At 68.1% G+C, this 17,933-nt stretch carries 19 protein-coding genes; 12 read left to right on the top strand and 7 right to left on the bottom strand.

The features are described 5' to 3' along the window. Window positions 1–4: 4 nt before the first annotated feature. The 4 genes from ACFSJG_RS20130 to ACFSJG_RS20115 form a co-directional block, all read right to left on the bottom strand. Window positions 5–1,123 carry a hypothetical protein gene (locus tag ACFSJG_RS20130; protein ID WP_378487012.1) on the bottom strand — a complete coding sequence of 373 codons (1,119 nt, stop codon included), beginning with the start codon at window positions 1,121–1,123 and terminating at the stop codon, window positions 5–7. Continuing rightward, window positions 1,120–2,304 (bottom strand): sensor histidine kinase, encoded by a 1,185-nt coding sequence (locus ACFSJG_RS20125; RefSeq protein ID WP_378487011.1) that lies wholly within the window; start codon window positions 2,302–2,304, stop codon window positions 1,120–1,122. The genes ACFSJG_RS20130 and ACFSJG_RS20125 overlap by 4 nt, the downstream gene beginning before the upstream one ends. Then, window positions 2,301–2,906, bottom strand: coding sequence for a response regulator transcription factor (locus ACFSJG_RS20120; RefSeq protein ID WP_378487199.1), 606 nt, complete (start codon window positions 2,904–2,906; stop codon window positions 2,301–2,303). The genes ACFSJG_RS20125 and ACFSJG_RS20120 overlap by 4 nt, the downstream gene beginning before the upstream one ends. 321 nt (window positions 2,907–3,227) lie before the next feature. Then, window positions 3,228–3,407 (bottom strand): Ig-like domain-containing protein, encoded by a 180-nt coding sequence (locus ACFSJG_RS20115; RefSeq protein ID WP_378487010.1) that lies wholly within the window; start codon window positions 3,405–3,407, stop codon window positions 3,228–3,230. Between the two features lie 625 nt (window positions 3,408–4,032). Between ACFSJG_RS20115 and ACFSJG_RS20110 the strand changes: the two genes are divergently transcribed. The 6 genes from ACFSJG_RS20110 (at window position 4,033) to ACFSJG_RS20085 (ending at window position 8,843) form a co-directional block, all read left to right on the top strand. Next, the gene (locus ACFSJG_RS20110; protein ID WP_378487009.1) at window positions 4,033–4,539 is read left to right on the top strand and encodes an alternate-type signal peptide domain-containing protein; all 507 of its coding nucleotides are present in this window, start codon (window positions 4,033–4,035) and stop codon (window positions 4,537–4,539) included. Window positions 4,540–4,708: 169 nt separating this feature from the next. Continuing rightward, entirely contained in the window at window positions 4,709–5,320 is a 612-nt protein-coding gene (locus ACFSJG_RS20105) for a SipW-dependent-type signal peptide-containing protein (protein WP_378487008.1), read from the top strand. Window positions 5,321–5,327: 7 nt separating this feature from the next. Further along, window positions 5,328–7,037, top strand: coding sequence for a S24/S26 family peptidase (locus tag ACFSJG_RS20100; RefSeq protein ID WP_378487007.1), 1,710 nt, complete (start codon window positions 5,328–5,330; stop codon window positions 7,035–7,037). 65 nt (window positions 7,038–7,102) lie between these two features. Beyond that, complete coding sequence (locus ACFSJG_RS20095) at window positions 7,103–7,630, top strand: alternate-type signal peptide domain-containing protein (RefSeq protein ID WP_378487006.1); 528 nt, start codon at window positions 7,103–7,105, stop codon at window positions 7,628–7,630. Window positions 7,631–7,635: 5 nt separating this feature from the next. After that, the gene (locus ACFSJG_RS20090; protein WP_378487005.1) at window positions 7,636–8,178 is read left to right on the top strand and encodes a hypothetical protein; all 543 of its coding nucleotides are present in this window, start codon (window positions 7,636–7,638) and stop codon (window positions 8,176–8,178) included. An 11-nt stretch (window positions 8,179–8,189) separates the two neighbouring features. After that, on the top strand, window positions 8,190–8,843 hold the full coding sequence (locus ACFSJG_RS20085) for a signal peptidase I (RefSeq protein WP_378487004.1): 654 nt from the start codon (window positions 8,190–8,192) through the stop codon (window positions 8,841–8,843). 278 nt (window positions 8,844–9,121) lie between these two features. On the opposite strand, the gene ACFSJG_RS20080 is transcribed toward ACFSJG_RS20085, so the two are convergent. Next, entirely contained in the window at window positions 9,122–10,264 is a 1,143-nt protein-coding gene (locus ACFSJG_RS20080) for an Ig-like domain-containing protein (protein WP_378487003.1), read from the bottom strand. 444 nt (window positions 10,265–10,708) lie between these two features. Between ACFSJG_RS20080 and ACFSJG_RS20075 the strand changes: the two genes are divergently transcribed. From ACFSJG_RS20075 to ACFSJG_RS20050, 6 genes are all read left to right on the top strand, one after another. Next, on the top strand, window positions 10,709–11,860 hold the full coding sequence (locus ACFSJG_RS20075; RefSeq protein ID WP_378487002.1) for a magnesium and cobalt transport protein CorA: 1,152 nt from the start codon (window positions 10,709–10,711) through the stop codon (window positions 11,858–11,860). 290 nt (window positions 11,861–12,150) lie between these two features. Then, complete coding sequence (locus tag ACFSJG_RS20070; RefSeq protein WP_378487001.1) at window positions 12,151–12,363, top strand: dodecin; 213 nt, start codon at window positions 12,151–12,153, stop codon at window positions 12,361–12,363. Window positions 12,364–12,436: 73 nt separating this feature from the next. Further along, window positions 12,437–13,501 carry an ATP-dependent DNA ligase gene (locus ACFSJG_RS20065; RefSeq protein WP_378487000.1) on the top strand — a complete coding sequence of 355 codons (1,065 nt, stop codon included), beginning with the start codon at window positions 12,437–12,439 and terminating at the stop codon, window positions 13,499–13,501. Next, window positions 13,501–14,541 (top strand): non-homologous end-joining DNA ligase, encoded by a 1,041-nt coding sequence (gene ligD / locus ACFSJG_RS20060; protein ID WP_378486999.1) that lies wholly within the window; start codon window positions 13,501–13,503, stop codon window positions 14,539–14,541. The genes ACFSJG_RS20065 and ligD overlap by 1 nt, the downstream gene beginning before the upstream one ends. 87 nt (window positions 14,542–14,628) lie before the next feature. After that, entirely contained in the window at window positions 14,629–15,216 is a 588-nt protein-coding gene (locus ACFSJG_RS20055; RefSeq protein ID WP_378486998.1) for an HdeD family acid-resistance protein, read from the top strand. 212 nt (window positions 15,217–15,428) lie between these two features. Then, a complete protein-coding gene (locus ACFSJG_RS20050; RefSeq protein ID WP_378486997.1) occupies window positions 15,429–16,319 on the top strand; it encodes a L,D-transpeptidase in 891 nt (296 codons plus the stop codon). Window positions 16,320–16,341: 22 nt separating this feature from the next. On the opposite strand, the gene ACFSJG_RS20045 is transcribed toward ACFSJG_RS20050, so the two are convergent. Beyond that, window positions 16,342–17,172: an oxygenase MpaB family protein gene (locus ACFSJG_RS20045; RefSeq protein WP_378486996.1), complete on the bottom strand. Its 831-nt coding sequence runs from the start codon at window positions 17,170–17,172 to the stop codon at window positions 16,342–16,344. Between the two features lie 128 nt (window positions 17,173–17,300). After that, window positions 17,301–17,876: a TetR/AcrR family transcriptional regulator gene (locus tag ACFSJG_RS20040; RefSeq protein WP_378486995.1), complete on the bottom strand. Its 576-nt coding sequence runs from the start codon at window positions 17,874–17,876 to the stop codon at window positions 17,301–17,303. Between the last annotated feature and the right edge of the window lie 57 nt (window positions 17,877–17,933).

The raw sequence follows: 17,933 nt of genomic DNA, 5'->3' as shown, positions 1-17,933 counted from the left end.
CATCTCACGCGCGCGAGGCCGCCCGATCACCCTCGGTCCGGTCCCCTTCTTGTTGAACTGCCGCCCGGTGGTCCTGGTCCGGGCGATCGGAGTGTGTGACCGCGTGGCCGTCCGGCCCGAACTCCGTGCGGTGGTCGCCTCGCGGTGAACTACACAGAACTGTCGCCATCACGGCGCGGCCGGGCGGTAGCACGCGGACCGTCACCTTGCCGCCCTCGCTGCCGTTCAGGGCGTCGGCGACACTGTCCAGGAATCGCCTCCGGACCGTCGGCTGCACCGCGTCCATACCGCCGTCGTCGAGCAGCACCACCTCGATGCCCCGTGCCCGCGTTGCCCGTGCCGCGGCGACGACCGCCGGATCGACCAGGATCGGGGCACGCACGCCGTCGCGCAGGTGCGCTTCCAGCAGCCGGCAGGCCAACCTGTCCTGCTCGTCGAGCGGTTCGCCCGCCGCGATGCGTTCGAGGATCGGCCGCGCCAACTCGTCGAGCCGTCGTAGCTGACGGTCGCGCTCCTCGAGGATCGCCGAGTCCGCGGCCTCGGCCGCGGCGCGGCGGGTGGTCTGCTCGCGCAGCGCGAAGATGTTCCGGGCGGCGGGGCGGATGGTGAACGCGAACAACGTCGACATCAGCAGCGGTGCGACGTTGATGATGGACATCGCGAGCCCGTACGCCGGCCCCTGTCCGGTGAGCGTCGCCCAGACGACGCAGGTGGCGATCGTCGCGAGCATCCCCAGCCACGCGAAATCTGTCCGGCCGCGGACGCCCATGAAGGCGTAGATCGCGGTGATCGCTCCCAGCGGCCAGATCTGTAGCGGACTCGAAATGGGGACCGGAAGCACGCCGAGAACGAGCCCGCACGCGATCGGTCCCGTTGCGGCCAGGGCGATCGAGTAGCGCAGCGGCACCGGATCGCCCGGCACCCGGATCAACGCGACTGCACCGAGCACACACACGACGAGCGCAACGCAGATCGGCCAGAACGCGGAGACCCCGTCGCGGGAGGCGACGGCCAACAGCGCACACGCCGCGGCGTAGAACGCGACCATCGCCTTGGCAGCGGGACTGGTCATTCCGATCAGCGCGCGCACGTCACGGGCACCGCGAAGCCGTTCGGGGCTCACGCTCGGCTCCATCCGAGGCGGACGCGGGTGCCGTCGTCCGGACGAGAGTCGATCTGGACGCTGCCCCCGGGCTGCTGGATCATCCGGCCGGTGATGCTCACGGCGAGGCCCAGCCGATGCGGTGGAACCGCTTTCGGGTCGAATCCGCGCCCGGTGTCCGTGACCTCGACGTCGAGGCCGTCGGCGGCGAGGGTCACCGTCACCGACCGATCCGCATCCGGACCCGCGTGCCGGATGCTGTTGCGGAGGGCTTCGGCGAGGGCGGCACCGATGGCCCGGGTGGCGTCGGCGGGCATGGTCAGCGCCTCCGCCCCGGGGGCACGGCGGATGTCAAGCGCGAGGCCCTCGTCGACATCGCCCGCCGCGATCCTCAGATGGGTGACGATCTCCGTCGCGTCGAAGCGCTCGTCGGACGCGGGACCGGCCCGCAGTGCGTCGAACTGTCGCAGTGTCTTCGCGGCCTGGGTGCTGAGGGAGGGCGTGGCACCGTGGCGCGAGGCGAGCAGGAGTGTCGACATCACGCCGTCGTGGATCATCGCGTCGATCCGCTCCCGTTCCACCGTGCGCGCATACCTGGAGGCCGCCGCTGCCGCCGTGGCGTGGGTGGCGTCGAGGGTGGAGTCCACGATCCGGCCGGTGCGCAGCGCCATCACTGCGGCACCGACGACCAGTGAGCAGAACATGACGGCGAAGGCGATGTCGGGAACCAACGCGCTGGTGACTTCCGGATCGCGGGCCACCGAGTTGAAGTACTGGACGGCTGCGCAGGCGACGATCATGTGCCCGAACGCGATCACCGGTCGCCATGCGGCAGCGGCGGCGAGGCTCGCGACGCCCGGGAACGCGGACAGCCACACCCCCTGCCCGTCGGTCAGGGCGGGGCCGTGCCAGGCCCACAGCCCGGTCGCGACGGCGACCAGATAGGTGATCGCGGCGAGGCCACCGGTCGCCCGGACGACGGTGCCGTCAGATACCAGCGTGGACAAACCGAACAGGAACCCGGTGCCGAACACGGCTGTCACCGCGACCGGCGTCCACCACGATTCGAACCGCTCGGCCTGCCCGATGATCGAGGGAAGCAGCAGGCAGAGATAGAAGAGGTAGCCGGAGCAGGTGAACGCCGCGAACAGTCGCAGGATGCGGTCTCCGGCATCGCGGCACCGGCCCACCGCCGTGGTCACTTCGGCTGATCGCGGGTGGGGATCGGGAGCCAGCCGTCCTCTACGGCCCGCTTGTACAGGTCGGTCTTGGTCCGGGCGGGTCGGCCTGCCTCCGCGTACTTGGCGCGGATCCGGCCCAGATAGTCGTTCACGGTGTGCGGGGCGAGCCCGGTGAGGCTGGCGACTCGGGCCGCCTTCTCCCCGGATGCGTACAGCGCCAGGACGTCACGCTGGCGCGGGCTGAGACCGACGTCCTGCAGTCCGGGATCGCCGTCGATCGCGGCTGCCCACTCCGTCGTCACGACCTGCTCGCCGTTCGCGGCGGCGGTGATGGCGGCGATCACGGTGGCAGTCGGTTCGGACTTGCGGAGCACCCCGAGCACGCCGGCCTTCGCGGCGAGGCGAACGAGATACGGGTCCTCGGCGCTGGTGAACACGAGCGCCTCGACGCCGACGGCACGCAGCTGTTCGACGTTGGTCTTCGGTGACGACCCGTCGGCGAGCCGCAGATCGAGGATCACGAGGTCGAGTTCGCTGCCCGTGGCGAGCAGTTCGGGGACGGTCGGCGCCGACGCGACGATGGTCAGTTCCGACTGGTCGGCGAGCATCGCCTTGAGCCCCATGACGACGGACTCGTGGTCCTCCACGATGCCGATGCGGCGGGGATGTGAACAATTCGGGGCAGCCGGTGCTTCGGCGGCCCCCGCGAACGATTCGGCCACGGTGTTCCTCGCTGTGCGTGTCGCGCACCCACCGGGCGCCGTTCATGCGAAAAGGGTCGTTGAAAACCGTAGCAGCCACTTCGGACAGCCGGGCCCGATGCGAAAGGTGTGACAGATGGTGTGACTTCGTCCTGCTCTTCGAGATTCGGGCGTGAGCGCGTGGCCCTGTGTGCGCTCCTGCGAGCACCCACTACCGGATGTGCGCACAGGGACGGCGCCGGATCAGCCGCCGAGCGATCCCGCGGAGCCGATGCCGCCGGGTTCGGCGGCGACGCTCGTGACCGTCACGGTGTGCATCGCGGACACCGACGGGGCGTGCGCGGCGCTGCCCAGGCACTCGGCGACGATGACGTGCTCGCCGTCGACGTTGAAGGAACGGTTGATCTTCGCGACACCGTTCACCAGGGCGACGGGGCGCCGAGGACGGCGCCGTTGTCGCGGAACTGGACGACGCCGGTCGCGGCGGTCGGGACCACCGCCGCGGTCAGCATGATGTTGGTGTCCTTGTTGACCGCGGTGCCGCCCGAGATGGCGAGAGCCTGCGTCTTTTCATACGGAGTGAGGATTGCCGGGCATTAGCGAATCGTTTGCCCTGCAGCGTGAACGATACGCAGTTCTTGCATTCTCGCCGGCGCGACGGGGGCTGATCCGGCCGTCGCGGTCGCCGGCCGGGTGCGTCCCTGGGGTGAGTTGTCGTCGCCGCTGGCAATGCGAACCTGCAGTTCTGCGATGGATCCCGCGCGTGAGGACGTTGGATGAAGTTACAACCTGGACGATTGCCCAAATTCATCTGGACGAATGACCTGATTCCGCGTCGGCGCGATTCGCTGGCGTGATAGACACTTCGCATCGCGAGCACGGCACCAACCAACAACGCTTTCTCGGGCGCCGAACGAACGACCCATCGCGATCCGGAGAACGAGCACGGACACGCACGAATCCGCACCCATGAATACGTGGGCGCACGTAATTGATTCGCACATCGATTCACCAGACCCCAGCGGGGTCCGACGAAAGCTGAGCGCAGATGAACAAGCAGACGAAGGGCGCCATCGCCGCAGGCGCGGCCGCCCTCCTCCTCGCGGGCGGTGCCGGAACCATGGCGGCCTGGAATGCATCGGAGAACGTCGCCGGCGGCGCGATCAACTCGGGCAAGCTGACGCTGACGCAGGAGGGCTCCACCGGGTGGACCGTCAACGGCCAGGCCGTCGCGGACATCGCGTCGTACCTCGCGGTGCCCGGCGACGAGATCGTCTACAACGCGGCTTTCAAGATCGGTGCTGCCGGCGACAACCTCGAGGCCGTCCTCGACGTCGACGAGGGCTCCATCTCGGGTGACCTCGCTGCGGCCCTCGACCCCGCGGTCGCCGTCACGCTGAACGGCGCCCCGCTCGCCGGCGGCGTCGTCACCGACGCCAACGACGGACAGGTCGTCCAGGCGCAGGTCACGTTCAACTTCGACGCCACCGGAACGGACTTCCAGAACGTGGACGCGGACCTGTCCGAGTTCACCGTCACCCTGACCCAGCAGTAGGACTTCGACACCTCTCGCCTTCCCTCGAGGCGAGCCGTGAACGCACCGGCCGGCCGGTCCGACCCCGATCCGGATCGTCCGGCCGGTGCCCTCACGAACACCGCGTCACCCCAACGACTTCCGCCCGGCGCGCCGCGCCCGCTGGACCCACGCACGAAAGGCTCACCGCATGTCGCGTCCTGAGGTTTCCAGTACTCCGTCAGGGTTCGGTGCCCGCGCGCGGTCGCTGCTGTCGGGCGGACGGCCGCGGGCCATCGCCTCGCTTGGCATCGTCCTCGGTCTCGGCGCGATCGGCACCCTCGCGGCGTGGAGTGACTCCGCAACCGCCACCTCGGGTGTCTTCTCGACCGGGTCGATCGACCTGCAGCTCAATGGAAACCAGGGCAACCCGAGCGCGTACGCGTTCGCCTCGCTCACGAAGACCGGGATGATGCCGGGCGCGTCCGTCGCGGCGACGCTGCCGGTGCAGAACACGGGCACCACCTCGTTCAACTACACGATGGCGGCCGCGGCGACGTCGTCCACACTCGCGCCGTACCTCAAGGTGATCGTCTCCACCGGCACGTCCAACGGCACCGTCTGCAGCGGCGGCACCGTGATCGCCAACAACGTCGCACTGGTGTCCGGCGGTACGGCCAACCTGATCCCCACCGCGCGCTCCCTCGCCAACGGCGGCAGTGAAACCCTGTGCTTCCAGGTGACCCTCGACGCGGCAGCGCCGACCACGGTGCAGAGCCAGACTGTGAACACCTCCTTCAACTTCAACGCGACGACGGCCTGAGCGCGCCATGCCAATTCACGAGAACGCCCCCACGTCGGGCCGCTCACGCGGTCGTGAGATCGCCCTCAATGTCGGCGCCGTCGCCGGCCTGATCTGCGTGCTCGCCGCCGCCGCGTCCTTCCTGTTCGGCATCAAGCCGCTCGTCTTCCGTTCGGGTTCGATGTCCCCGGACATCCCGACCGGCGCCCTCGCGCTGTCGAAGGCGATGCCTGCGGCCGACCTCGCCGTGGGTGACGTGGTCAGTGTCGAGAACGAGCAGGGCACCCGCATCACCCACCGGATCCAGGATGTCGTCGCCGCGGACGGCGCCGGAGCGGTGCTGATCCTCAAGGGCGACGCCAACAAGGACGCCGACATCACCCCGTACACGGTGACCGAGGCCGACCGCGTGTTCGCCAGCGTGCCAGGGCTCGGCTACGCCGTGTCGTGGTTGTCCTCACCCACCGCGATCTTCCTCGGTGGCGCATTCGTCGGCGGGCTCATGGTGCTGGCATTCGGCCCGGCGTCGAAGCGCACCGACGATGACGACACGGACTCGAATCAGGGCGGAACCCCTGACCGTCCCGAGGCTGTCGAGCAGCCGGTTGCATACGCCCACAGCGGCTTCGACGGCCCGACCGAGCAGCTTCGGACCGCCGACTTCACGATCCGGCGCTTCCTGCCTGCACGCACCTTGATGGTGCTCGGCGCGGTTGGCGTAACCGCGCTCGGTGCGACAGCCGTCGGCACCAGCGCAGCGTTCACGGACACGGCGGTTGCGGGCAGCTCGTTCACGGCGAACGCGAACTTCTACCCGACGCCGGTGGTCACGAGCACGAGTTGCAGCAACGTCGGCTCCGCCGGATTCCGGGACGCGAAGATCTCGTGGACCAGCCTCGGTAACACGCCACTCGGCGTGCCCTATCAGTACGTGGTCAAGGTGCGCCGCGACAACAATCCGAACGAGGTCAAGACGACCTACGACGTCGGAACGGCGACCTCCAAGCAGGTCAACTTCGACGACACAGCCAAGGGCTGGATTCTTGAGGTGCACACCAAGAACGGGCCGAACGTGTCGACCGGGTGGCGAGGTCAGGGTGTATGGACATCGACGATCTGGGACACCTACTGCTCCGGTGGCGAGTCGAACGTCCCCAACCCGAGCGGCGAGAACCCGCAGTCCCTCGGCGTGACCGCCGAGACGAGCATGGCGGCGATGCGGATGCCCTCGCCCGAGGCTGTCGCCGCGACCACCGTGCCTGCACCGTCGACCACGGTCGAGCCGACGACCGAGATGACCAGCGCGGCACCGGTAACGACCGCACCGTCCACGACCGCGCCAACGTCGACACCCGTCGAATCCACTTCGACAGCAGCGGTCATCACCACGACCACCGCCGAGCCCACCACCACGCCGCCCGTCACCACGACCGATGACGCACCTGCGGTCTCGGCGCCGTCCGGTGACCTGGCGATCTCCAACGTCTCCACGTCGGGCCGGTACACCGCGACGGTGAACGGCACGACCGCGACGATCACCGACAAGTCTGGTTCCCAGGTGTACAGCGGAACCGTCGGCAGGAAGGCGATCGCGCAGTGGGCGTCCGGTGCGGACCAGCTGTGGATCATCGACGGCGACACGCTGACTCTTGTCGATGCGGCCTCCGGCTCCGCGACGACCGTGGATCCGTCGTCGGGCGACGTCCCCGCCGAGATCGCCGTACTCGTCACCAACTAGGGGGTTGCGCGGATGCTGTCGTATTCCTCTGCCCCGCACGGGGTCCGACGAAAGCTGACCAACAGATGAACTCGAAGATCAAGGGCGCGATCGCGGCGGGTGCCGCGACGGTCCTGCTCGCCGGCGGTGCGGGCACCATGGCCGCGTTCAACGGTGGTGGCAGCGGAGTCGGCGGCAGTGTCGGCGCGGGCAGTCTCGCGTTGGCCGCGTCCGGCGCCCCGGCATGGACCGACCAGCACGGCGCGATCGACGTCGCCAGCTATCGTGCCGTTCCCGGTGACGTCGTCACCTACACCGCCAGGTTCGTCGTCACGGCCAGGGGCACCAATCTGGTGGCGAACCTCGGTGCCGACAGCGGTGCCATCACCGGGGATCCGGCCCTCAAGGCCGCCATGGCGACCACGGTCACCGCGACCACCAATGGGGTGTCCCTGCCGTCGAACACCGGTGGCGCCGTGGTGACCCCGGCGCACAACGGCAAGACGGTCGACGTCAAGGTCGTGTTCACGTTCGATCCGGCCACGGCCGGTGCGGTGGCACAGACCGCGCAACTGGACCTGTCCAACTTCACGATCTCCCTGAAGCAGGTGTAGTCACCATGTCGAACAAGACTCGCTGGTTGCTCGTCGGTGGCGCCGCCGTCGTCGGGGTCGGTTTGCTTTCCGCACAGCAGACCGGAGCCCTGTGGACGCAGTCCCAGTCCGTCGACGCAGGCACCATCCGCTCGGGCATTCTCGACCTGTCGGTCGGTGGCGAGGGGCTGAGCTCCTATCCGTTCACCGCGCTCGCCGGCGCGAACCTGCTCCCCGGCGGCTACGCGCAGGCCCCGGTGACGGTCTACAACTCCGGCAACGTTCCGATGACGTACCGGCTGCTGAACGGAACGCAGTCGAACCCTGCTGTGCCGCTGGATCTCACGGCCTCGACCGTCGCGTCCGAGTCGAGTTGCCCGGCGAGCGGCAATCCGACCGGCGCCACCCAGCTCTACGCAGGCGCACTGATCGGCGCGAGCTTCGCCGAGCGGACGGTGCCGCCGGGTGCCACCGAAGTGCTGTGCCTGAGGGGTACCGTCGGGGCGGCAGCGCCACCGAGTCAGAGCACCACCGCGACGTTCACCTTCTCGGCGCGGTCCCAGCAGTGAAGTGAGATTCGATGAGTGACACGGTGCGAGGCGACACCCCCGATCTCGGCGTGTGGGGGTGGGTCAAGAGCATCGTCTCCTGGTTCGCGCTCCTGGCGGTGCTGTCGATCCTGGCCCTGACGATCGTCGTGCCTCGTCTGACGGGATCGACGCCCTACACCGTGCTCACCGGTTCGATGCGTCCCACCTATCCACCGGGGACGCTGATCGTGGTGAAGCCGCAGGATCCGGAGACCCTCGGCGTCGGGGACGCGATCACGTTCCAGAAGGAGTCCGGCGACCCCGAGGTGGTGACCCACCGGATCATCGAGTCGCGACAGAACTCGAAGGGCGTGCGCACCTTCGTCACCCAGGGTGACGCGAATCCCTCCCGTGACAAGAATCCCGTTGTGGTGGAGCAGATCCGGGGAAAGGTCTGGTACAGCGTCCCGTACCTCGGCTACGTCAACAACGTCGTGACCGGTCAGCAGCGCGCAGTCATGGTGTCCGTCGTTGTCGGTGGACTGTTCGTGTATGCCGGCGCGATGTTCGTCGGCGCGTACCGGGAGCGCTCTCGTCGGAAGGACGATCCCGCCGTGGGTACGGCGGAGGAGGACCGGTACCCGGCGGACGATGCGGACACGATCGTGATGCCCCGGATCGAAGGACACCACCGCCCGTACTGAGCGGAATCACGCCCCACCTGAAGGCAGCGAACTCCTGTGTGCACACCCGCTCTGCGGTGGGCACACAGGAGTTCGGCGTTGAGTACCTGTGTGCCGGACTGGCAAGGTCACCCCTCGCGCGTTCCTTCCGAATGACGCCTTCGGTCGCTCAGGCGGACCGGATGGGTTGTTCGGGAAGCTGTACGGGGGCGGGCTCGGCGGCGATCAGGACAGCGAAAGGCCCCCAGCCCGGGAAATGGGTTGGGGGCCTTCGAGCGTCAGGTACGCAGGCCGGCCGCTCAGGAGCCGGTCGAGCCTGCCGATCCGGTGCCACCGGGCTCGGGCGTCACGCTCGACACCGTCACCGTGTGCGGGGCGGAGGTCGACGCCGCGTGGGTCGCGCTTCCGAGGTAGTTCGCGACGATGAGGTGCTCACCGTCGACGCCGAAGGACCGGTTGACTGTCGCCGTGCCGTTCACCAGCGGGACCGGGGCGCCGAGGTTGACGCCGTTGTCGGTGAACTGGACAGAGCCGGTGGCGGCGTTCGGGACGACTGTCGCGGTCAGCTGGATGTTGGTGCCGTTGTTGACGGCACTTCCGCCGGAGATCGCGATGCTGGTGGCGACCTTCACCGGATCGGTCACCGTCACCTGGTGGGCGACCGACGTCGACGTCGCGAACCCGGAGTCGCCCGAGTAGACGGCCGTGATGTCGTGCACGCCCGCGGCGGTGAAGGTGTGGCTGTACGTCGCGACACCCGCGGTCACCGTGACGGGTCCGCCGAGGTCGGTGGCACCGTCCTTGAACTGCACGGTGCCGGTCGCGCCCGCAGGCGTGACGGTGGCGGTCAGGTCGACCGGAGTTCCGACGGTCGCGGACGTGACACCCGTGATCGCGGTGGTGGTCGCGGCCGCCGCCGGGTCCAGTTCGAAGTCGAGCGCGAAGTCGGGATCGACGGTGCCGTTCTGCGACTCGTTGCCGGCGTCGAGGGGCATGCCGACCACGAGGAGGACCTTGGCCGTCTCGCCCGGGTTCAGGTGGATGCTCTTGAGTTCGGTGCCGGGTGCGGCGACATCGTTGACCAGGGCGACTGTCGTGCCGGTCTCGTCGTTGATCTCGGCTCGAACGTAGGCCTGCATGTTCGCGGAGGTGGTCCAGTTGCCGAGGTACACCTGGAGGCGTCCACCCTGGGTGGTCGTGTTCTTTGCCCAGAAGGTGCTGGTGGATTCGGAGCCGGGGATCAGTTCGCCGGACAGCGCCGGGATCTGCTCCATGCCGCCCCAGGTGGAATTGTCGGCGGAGTACTGGATCACGGTGGGGTCCGCGTGCGCGGACGCAGGCATCAGCACGGCAGAGACTGCCAGGAACATCGCCACGACCGCGCCGCCAATGACAGTGGCAAGACGTGCGAGACCGCCCTGCGTGTTGATGGTGGAAGTCATCGCCGAAGCGTAGTGGGAACGAGTAGGTCAAGCGTCCAGAATGGCCGAGAATTCCGGAGGGTCCATTCGAATAGCTGACTGTTGACCGCGCGGACAGGTCGATCGATCCGTTTCTCGCCCGGCGAGTCCTCGTGACTCGCTGCGCGGTGGATCGAACTGTTCCGCATGCTGGGACGGTGGGCGTGATTTGTCTGATTGGTGGCGCGTGTGGCGCCGCGGTAGGGTACCCGAGGATTCAGGAGCGCCGAATGCGTCTGTCGCAGTCGGAGCGTGACACGAGGAGGTGAGGCTTGCAATGACGAGTCAACCTCCGAGTATCTGCCGAAGTCGTCGCTGAACCAGGCAGTTTCCTCCTCTCCCGCAGCGGCGATTTCGCGTCAACCACACCGCCCTTCTCGTCATGGGCCGTCCGTGTTACCGACCTCCGCGAAAGCCGTCATCACCATGCGTGACATGCGATCCCTCCGCCCTCTGCTGCCCCGCCGCGCCGCCGACCCGACGCGTGACTCGCTCGTGCCCGAGCACTCGATGGCTCCGCATCCGACGCCGCCGTCGCGGCCCGTGACGGTGCCCATCGAAGCGAGTGTCGTCAACAGCGCCGTCTACCGGGACGGCGTGCGGATCGAGACGCCGTCCAACCTCTCCGAGGCGCTGCGCAGCCTGCCCGATGCCTCGTCGATGGCGTGGATCGGGCTGTACCGGCCCTCCGAGGAGCAACTGCTCGCCGCGGCCGAGCAGTTCGAACTGCACGAACTCGCCGTCGAGGACGCGATCGTCGCGCATCAGCGCCCCAAGCTCGAACGCTACGGCGACACCCTGTTCGTTGTGCTCCGCGCTGCGCGGTACGTCGACGAGACCGAGCGCGTCGACTTCGGTGAGCTGCACGTCTTCTGTGGACCGACGTTCGTGCTGACGGTGCGGCACAGCGAGTCGCCTGATCTCTCCGCCGTCCGCACCCGCATGGAGAACGATCCAGAGCTGCTGCGACTGGGCCCGGAAGCGGTGCTCTACGCGATTCTCGACGCCGTTGTCGACGGATACGCACCCGTCGTCGCGGGACTGCAGAACGACATCGACGAGATCGAGACCGAGGTGTTCAGCGGCGACCCCAAGGTCTCGCGGCGCATCTACGAGCTCACCCGTGAGGTCATCGAGTTCCAGCGCGCGACCAAGCCGCTGCTCGGCATGCTGTCCGGGCTGTCGGCCGGATTCGAGAAGTACAAGACGGACGAGGAACTGCAGCGCTACCTCCGTGACGTCACCGACCATGCGACGACGGTCGTCGAGCGGGCGGACGGCTTCCGGCAGCTGCTCGGCAACATCCTCACCGTCAACGCGACGCTGGTCTCGCAGACGCAGAACGAGGAGATGTCGGCGCTGACCCAGGCGAGCTACGCGCAGAACGAGGAGATCAAGAAGGTGTCCGCGTGGGCGGCGATCCTGTTCGCGCCCACGCTCATCGGCACCGTGTACGGCATGAACTTCGACAACATGCCGGAACTGCACTGGGCGGGCGGCTATCCGTTCGCGCTCGGTCTGATGGCCCTGATCTGTGTGGGCCTGTACACGATCTTCAAACGTCGCGGCTGGTTGTGAGGCGCTGCTGCGCCTGTGCGTGATGTTCGCCCGCGCAGGGCGAAGACCACTCACAGGCGCCGGAGGCGCACTAGCCCTGCTGCTGACCCTTACCGGTGATCTTCTTCCACTGAGTGCTGACCAGGTACTTGACCAGCAGTCCGTAGTTCTTCAGCTTCTCCACGGGTGTCCCCCTCATGTTGGTGTTTTGCGCATTGTCGCCCGGAACTTGACCACACGTTCGGGCTGTTCGGCAAGAGGTCCGGGCCTACGCTGAAACGGTCTGGCATCACCGAGAGTGAGGAAGACCGATGAGCGATCACGTGTACTCCGTCACCGAGGTCGTCGGGTCGTCGGCGAAGGGCGTCGACGACGCCATCGCGCAGGCGGTCGCGCGAGCGAGCGAGACGGTCCGCAACCTGGAGTGGTTCGAGGTGGTCGGAACCCGAGGGCACATCGTGGACGGGAAGGTCGCCCACGTGCAGGTGACGGTGAAGTTGGGTTTCCGCCTCGACCCGGCGTGACCGCCTCGCCCCGTGACTCCGGACGACCGCGCGCCACCTCGCCAACGGTCTCGGGGTGGGTCAGGATGGGGGAGTGGACCTCCCCCTGAGCCCGCCCCTGCAACCGATGCTCGCGAAGGCCGCCGCCGGCGTTCCGGAGCAGCCGCCCGGCGAGGGCGCCGTGTGGTCGTACGAGCCCAAGTGGGACGGGTTCCGCGCCATCGTCTTTCGTGACGGTGACGAGGTGGTCCTCGGCTCACGCAGCGGCAAGGACCTCGGCCGCTACTTCCCGGAGATGCTCGACGCCGTTCGCGTGGAGCTCCCCGAGCGGTGCGTCCTCGACGGCGAACTCGTGGTTCCACGGGAAACCGGAGGTCGCACGCGTCTGGACTGGGAAGCGCTGTCCGAACGCATCCACCCGGCCGCGAGCCGGGTCGCGTTGCTCGCCGAGCAGACCCCCTCGCAGCTGATCGGCTTCGACCTGCTCGCTCTCGGCGACGACGACCTCACCGGCCGGCCCTTCGCGGACCGCCGCGCCGCACTCCTCGACGTCGTCGGCGGTTCCGGAACGGCCGGTGACGGCCGGTCGTGCCACGTCACCACCGCCACCACCGACGCGGACGTCGCCACCGGCTGGTTCCACACCTTCGAAGGCGCGGGACTCGACGGAGTGGTCGCCAAGAAGCTCGCCGGGAAGTACGTCCCGAACAAGCGAGAGATGATCAAGGTCAAGCACTCGCGCACCGCGGACTGTGTGGTCATCGGCTACCGGCCGCACAAGAGCCAGCCGGGAATCGGATCCATGCTGCTCGGTCTGTACGCCGACGGCGACGTGCGGATGATCGGTGGCGCGTCGGCCTTCACCGCGGCCAAGCGCATCGAGATGCAGGAGATCCTCGACCGGCACCGCGTCGGTGAGGACGTCGTCCACGACGGTGAGGCCACCCGATGGGCGGCCGGCCGGGACCGGCAGTGGGTACCGCTGAACCCGGAACTTGTGGTGGAGGTCGCCTACGACCAGATGGAAGGGGACCGGCTGCGGCACGCCGCCCGGTTCCTGCGCTGGCGTCCGGACCGCGAGCCCAGCAGTTGCACCTACGACCAGTTGGAGGTGCCGGTGCGTTACGACCTGGCCGACGTCCTCGCGGGAGGCAAGTGATGGCGGCGAAAGCGCCTGCGATCGAACTCGACGTCGACGGCATCGCCGTCCGCCTGTCGAGCCCGGACAAGGTGATGTTCCCGGAGCTCGGTGCCGACGGCGGAACGAAACGGCATCTGGCCGAGTACTACCGGACCATCGCCCTGTTCGGTGACGGCGGGATCATGACCGCGCTCCGGGACCGGCCGACCCACCTGCAACGGTTTCCCGACGGGATCGACGGAGAAGAGGTGTACCAGAAGCGGATTCCCGCGAAGCGGCCCGAGCACATCGGGACGTGCACCGTCACGAATCCGAACGGCCGCACCGCGGACGCGCTGCTGGTCCGGCATCCCGCCGACATCGTGTGGGCGGCGCAGATGGGCAACGTGACCTTCCACCCGTGGACGGTGCGGTCCGTCGACGTCGACCGTCCCGACGAACTGCGCATCGACCTCGACCCGCAGCCCGGCACCGGATTCGCGGAGGCGCGGGCCGTCGCGCTCGACCTGCTCGCACCGCTGCTCGACGAGCTCGGGCTGATCGGATATCCGAAGACGTCCGGCGGGCGGGGCGTGCACGTGTACGTGCGGATCGAACCGCTGTGGGATTTCATCGACGTCCGGCACGCCGCGATCGCCCTGGCGCGTGAACTCGAGCGCCGTGCGCCGGAGCGTGTCACCACCGCGTGGTGGAAGGAGGAGCGCGGCGCCCGGATCTTCGTCGACTACAACCAGACCGCCCGGGACAAGACGGTCGCGTCGGCGTACTCGGTGCGCCGGACCCCGCGAGCGACGGTGTCCACGCCGGTCACGTGGGCCGAGCTCGCCGACGTGGAACCAGACGACTTCACCATCGCGACGGTCCCCGACCTGCTGGCGCGTCGCGGTGACCCGGCCGCGGGAATCGACGCCGTCGCACACTCCCTCGACGGTCTGCTGGAGCGGGCGGAGCAGGACTTCGCGGACGGCCTGCGGGACCTGCCGTATCCGCCGCAGTTCCCGAAGATGCCCGGTGAGCCGAAACGGGTCCAGCCCAGCCGGGATCGTGACCGGAAGTAGGCGTTTTCGCGCCGCGATTCGGCGTGGCCGGAAGTAGGCTCGCAGATGAGCGGGTGCGGGTGCACCCCCAGGCGCGCGGAGGTTTCCATGACTGAAAATCCGACCGTCGGCACGAACGAGGCGATTCTGCGCATCGCCAAGGACGTGTGGTGGCTGCTGCTGATCCGCGGCATCATCGCCGTGATCTTCGGCATCGTCGCGCTCGTGTGGCCCGACGTGACCGTCAAGGCGCTGATCGTCGTCGTCGGCATCTTCTGGATCGTCGACGGCGTCATCTCCGCGGTCCGCGCGATCCAGGCCCGCAAGGTCGTGATGAGCTGGGTCTGGTGGCTGGCGGGTGCTCTGGTCTCGGTGGCCGCCGGTGTCGTCCTGTTCGTGTGGCCCGACCTCACCGCCCTCGCGTTCGCCTACCTGATGGGCTTCTGGGCGATCCTCGTCGGCATCCTCGAGATCATCGGCGCGTTCCAGGTGATGGCGAACGGTGGACAGTGGATCGGCGCGATGGTCGCCGGCGCGATCGCGCTGATCTTCGGCCTGATCCTGGTGATCTGGCCCGGTTCCGGCATCACGGGTCTGATGTGGCTGGTCGGTATCTTCGCCCTCGCGTTCGGCGTGCTGTTCATCGTCGGCGCCTTCCAGGTCCGGTCCGCTGCCCGGCGGGCAGGCGTCGCCTGACGGCTGACCTTCCGGGGTTCCGCGTTCTGCACCGCCGGGAACGTGGGATCCGGGTCACCTTATTCGCCAAACGCCGTCCCACCGTGTGTTAATGGGTCCGCTCCGGCAACGCGGAGCCGTGAACTGCTGCACGGGGATGGGATTCAATGCGCACACGCTCGCTCGGTCGGAACGCCGCCGCAGGTCGCCGGGGACGGCGGTTCGCTGCCACCATGGTCGGTGTCACGGCGATGACGGTCGCGGTCGCGGCGCCCGCCGCGGCGGTTCCCCTGTTCCCTGGTGGTCCGGAGTTGCCCGCATTCGAACTGCCGACCGAGATCCCGGGTCAGCCGGGTGTGACGCTGCCGCAGATCCCCGGTCTGCCTGCGCCCGCTCCGGCGGAGCCGACCATCGGGCCCGCGAACTTCAGCGCGCCACGGCTCAACCCCTCCGAAGGGGAGGTGGTCGGCGTCGCGCAGCCGATCATCGTCACGTTCGACGAGTCGATCGGCGATCGGGCGGTCGCCGAACGTGCCATCCGGATCACCACCACGCCGAAGGTCGACGGGCAGTTCTACTGGACGAGCAACAGTCAGGTCCGGTGGCGCCCGGCAGAGTTCTGGCCGGCGCACACCGAGGTCGTCGTCGAGGCCGGTGGTTCGCGGTCCGCGTTCTCGATCGGTGACGCGGTGGTGACGACCGCGGACGATGCGACCAAGCAGATCACCGTCACCCGCAACGGTGAGGTGGTGAAGACGATGCCGACCTCGCTCGGCAAGCCCGGGGACGAAACGCCGAACGGCACGTACATCGTCGGGGAGAAGCACCGCGACATGTACATGGACTCGTCCACGTACGGGGTGCCGGTCGATTCGCCGGACGGCTACCGCACCTACGTGGAGTACGCGACGCGCCTCTCCTACAGCGGCATCTTCGTGCACGCGGCACCGTGGTCGGTGCAGCAGCAGGGATACTCCAATGTCAGCCACGGGTGCCTCAACGTGAGCACCGAGGACGGGCGCTGGTTCTTCGAGAACGCACGCAAGGGCGATCCGGTCATCGTCGTCAACACCTCGGGTGGCACCCTCAGCGGCACCGACGGCCTCGGCGACTGGAACCGCTGAGTCCCGACCGTGGACCGGGCCGTCAGAACACCGGGCGGCCGAGTCTGCGACGAAGTCGCATGTCGAGCAGGTACACCTGCCATGGCAACGGCCACAACGGGCGCGTCAGGCGATGCAGGATCCGCATCCGCCGGAGGTAGGCGTCGAAGGCGCGTTGGTCGCGATCCGTCCACGAGTAGTGCATGAGTGTGCGGAACTCCGGCGGCAGCGCCCCGCGGGTGATGAGTTCGAAGCGTCGGCCGAGCACCGAATGGATTGCGCGGCCGAGGGGTCCGAGGCGGACCTCGAGGAACTTCAGATTGCACAGGTCACGCAGGTAGTCGCGGACCTCGTCGGTCATGGAGATGGTGTCCAGGCCGATCTTCCACTGCTCGTCGTACTCGAGCCGGGTCGACGGCCACTGCTCGGGCCGGACGTTGAGGGTGGTGCCGAGGGTGTGCCCGGCACGCAGGACTCGCTCGAACTCGTCGTCGGTGAGCGGTCCGTGGAGGAACTCGTACTGGTCGACGAAGTACTTGAACAGGCACACCGCCACCCAGAGTTGGAGTTTCGGCGAGTTGGCGCTGTATGCGACCGAGGCTTCCGGCTCCGAGACGACGCGGGTGTGGATCGCGCGAACCGCATCGTGCACAAATGCGCGGTCGGCTTCGGTTCCGTACAGCGCGACGGCGAGGTACACCGACGTGGTACGTGCCCGTTTCACCGGGTGCAGGTCGGCGCGCCCGGTGTCGACGGTGCTGTCGACGACGCCCTGGCCGACCCCGGCCAGCGACAGTTGCATGACCACGTTCGCCGAGTTGATCGTGCTCCCCAACGGGGAGAGCAGGTCTCCCAACGTCTCGATCCTCCGCATCGTCCCCCCGTTCCGGCGCCGCGGCCCATTCTGACTACGCGCGTACTCAGATTAAGCCAGCGCTCCGCGTGGAGTGCAACGTCCTCGTGCGAACCGCTGGCACGAAACGGATCTCGCCCGGCAGGGCCCTACCGGGTGCCGGTGAGACGGGCGACGGTCTCGTCGATCGCCTCGAGCGCCTCGGTCCGGGAGTACTGCTCGTGATTGAACGCCTCCCACCCGGTGAGTAGACACCACCACAGCATCCGTCGGATCCAGCGGACATGGAGGTCGCTGGTGAAGGTGTTCTCGGCGAAACCACGCTCGAGCAGGTCGATGAGCGGCTGGTCGGCGCTGTCGAGGCGGATCCAGAACGCCGCGTTCGACAACACCTGGGGGTCGCCGTACACGAGTGCAAGCGTAGGACCGATTTCGAAGCACTCGTGGCTCATTCGCCGAAGGGCGGCGTCCGCCGGTCCCTCGGTGGGGCGAGCGCGGACGAGCGCGGCGTCGAGTTGGTCGAGGGCGTGATCGCCGAGTGCTGCGACGAGGTCGCCCCGCTCCGGGTAGTAGCGGTGCAGGGTGCTGCGTCCCACGTCGGCGGCGGTGGCGATCTCGCTCAGCGGGGCGGCGTGGTTCTTGCTCAATACGTCGACGGCGGCGTCGAGAATGGCTCGCCGGGTTCGGGCCTTGGTGCCCGATTCGGTCGTTCCCGAGGTCGTCATGAATTCACATTAGCAGTGGAAAGGTTCCAAAAGAAACATCTGTTGACTCAAATGGGA

The organism is Rhodococcus gannanensis (assembly GCF_042681175.1).
Lineage (GTDB): Bacteria > Actinomycetota > Actinomycetes > Mycobacteriales > Mycobacteriaceae > Rhodococcus_G > Rhodococcus_G gannanensis.
This window is presented reverse-complemented; position numbering and strand designations above follow the sequence as displayed.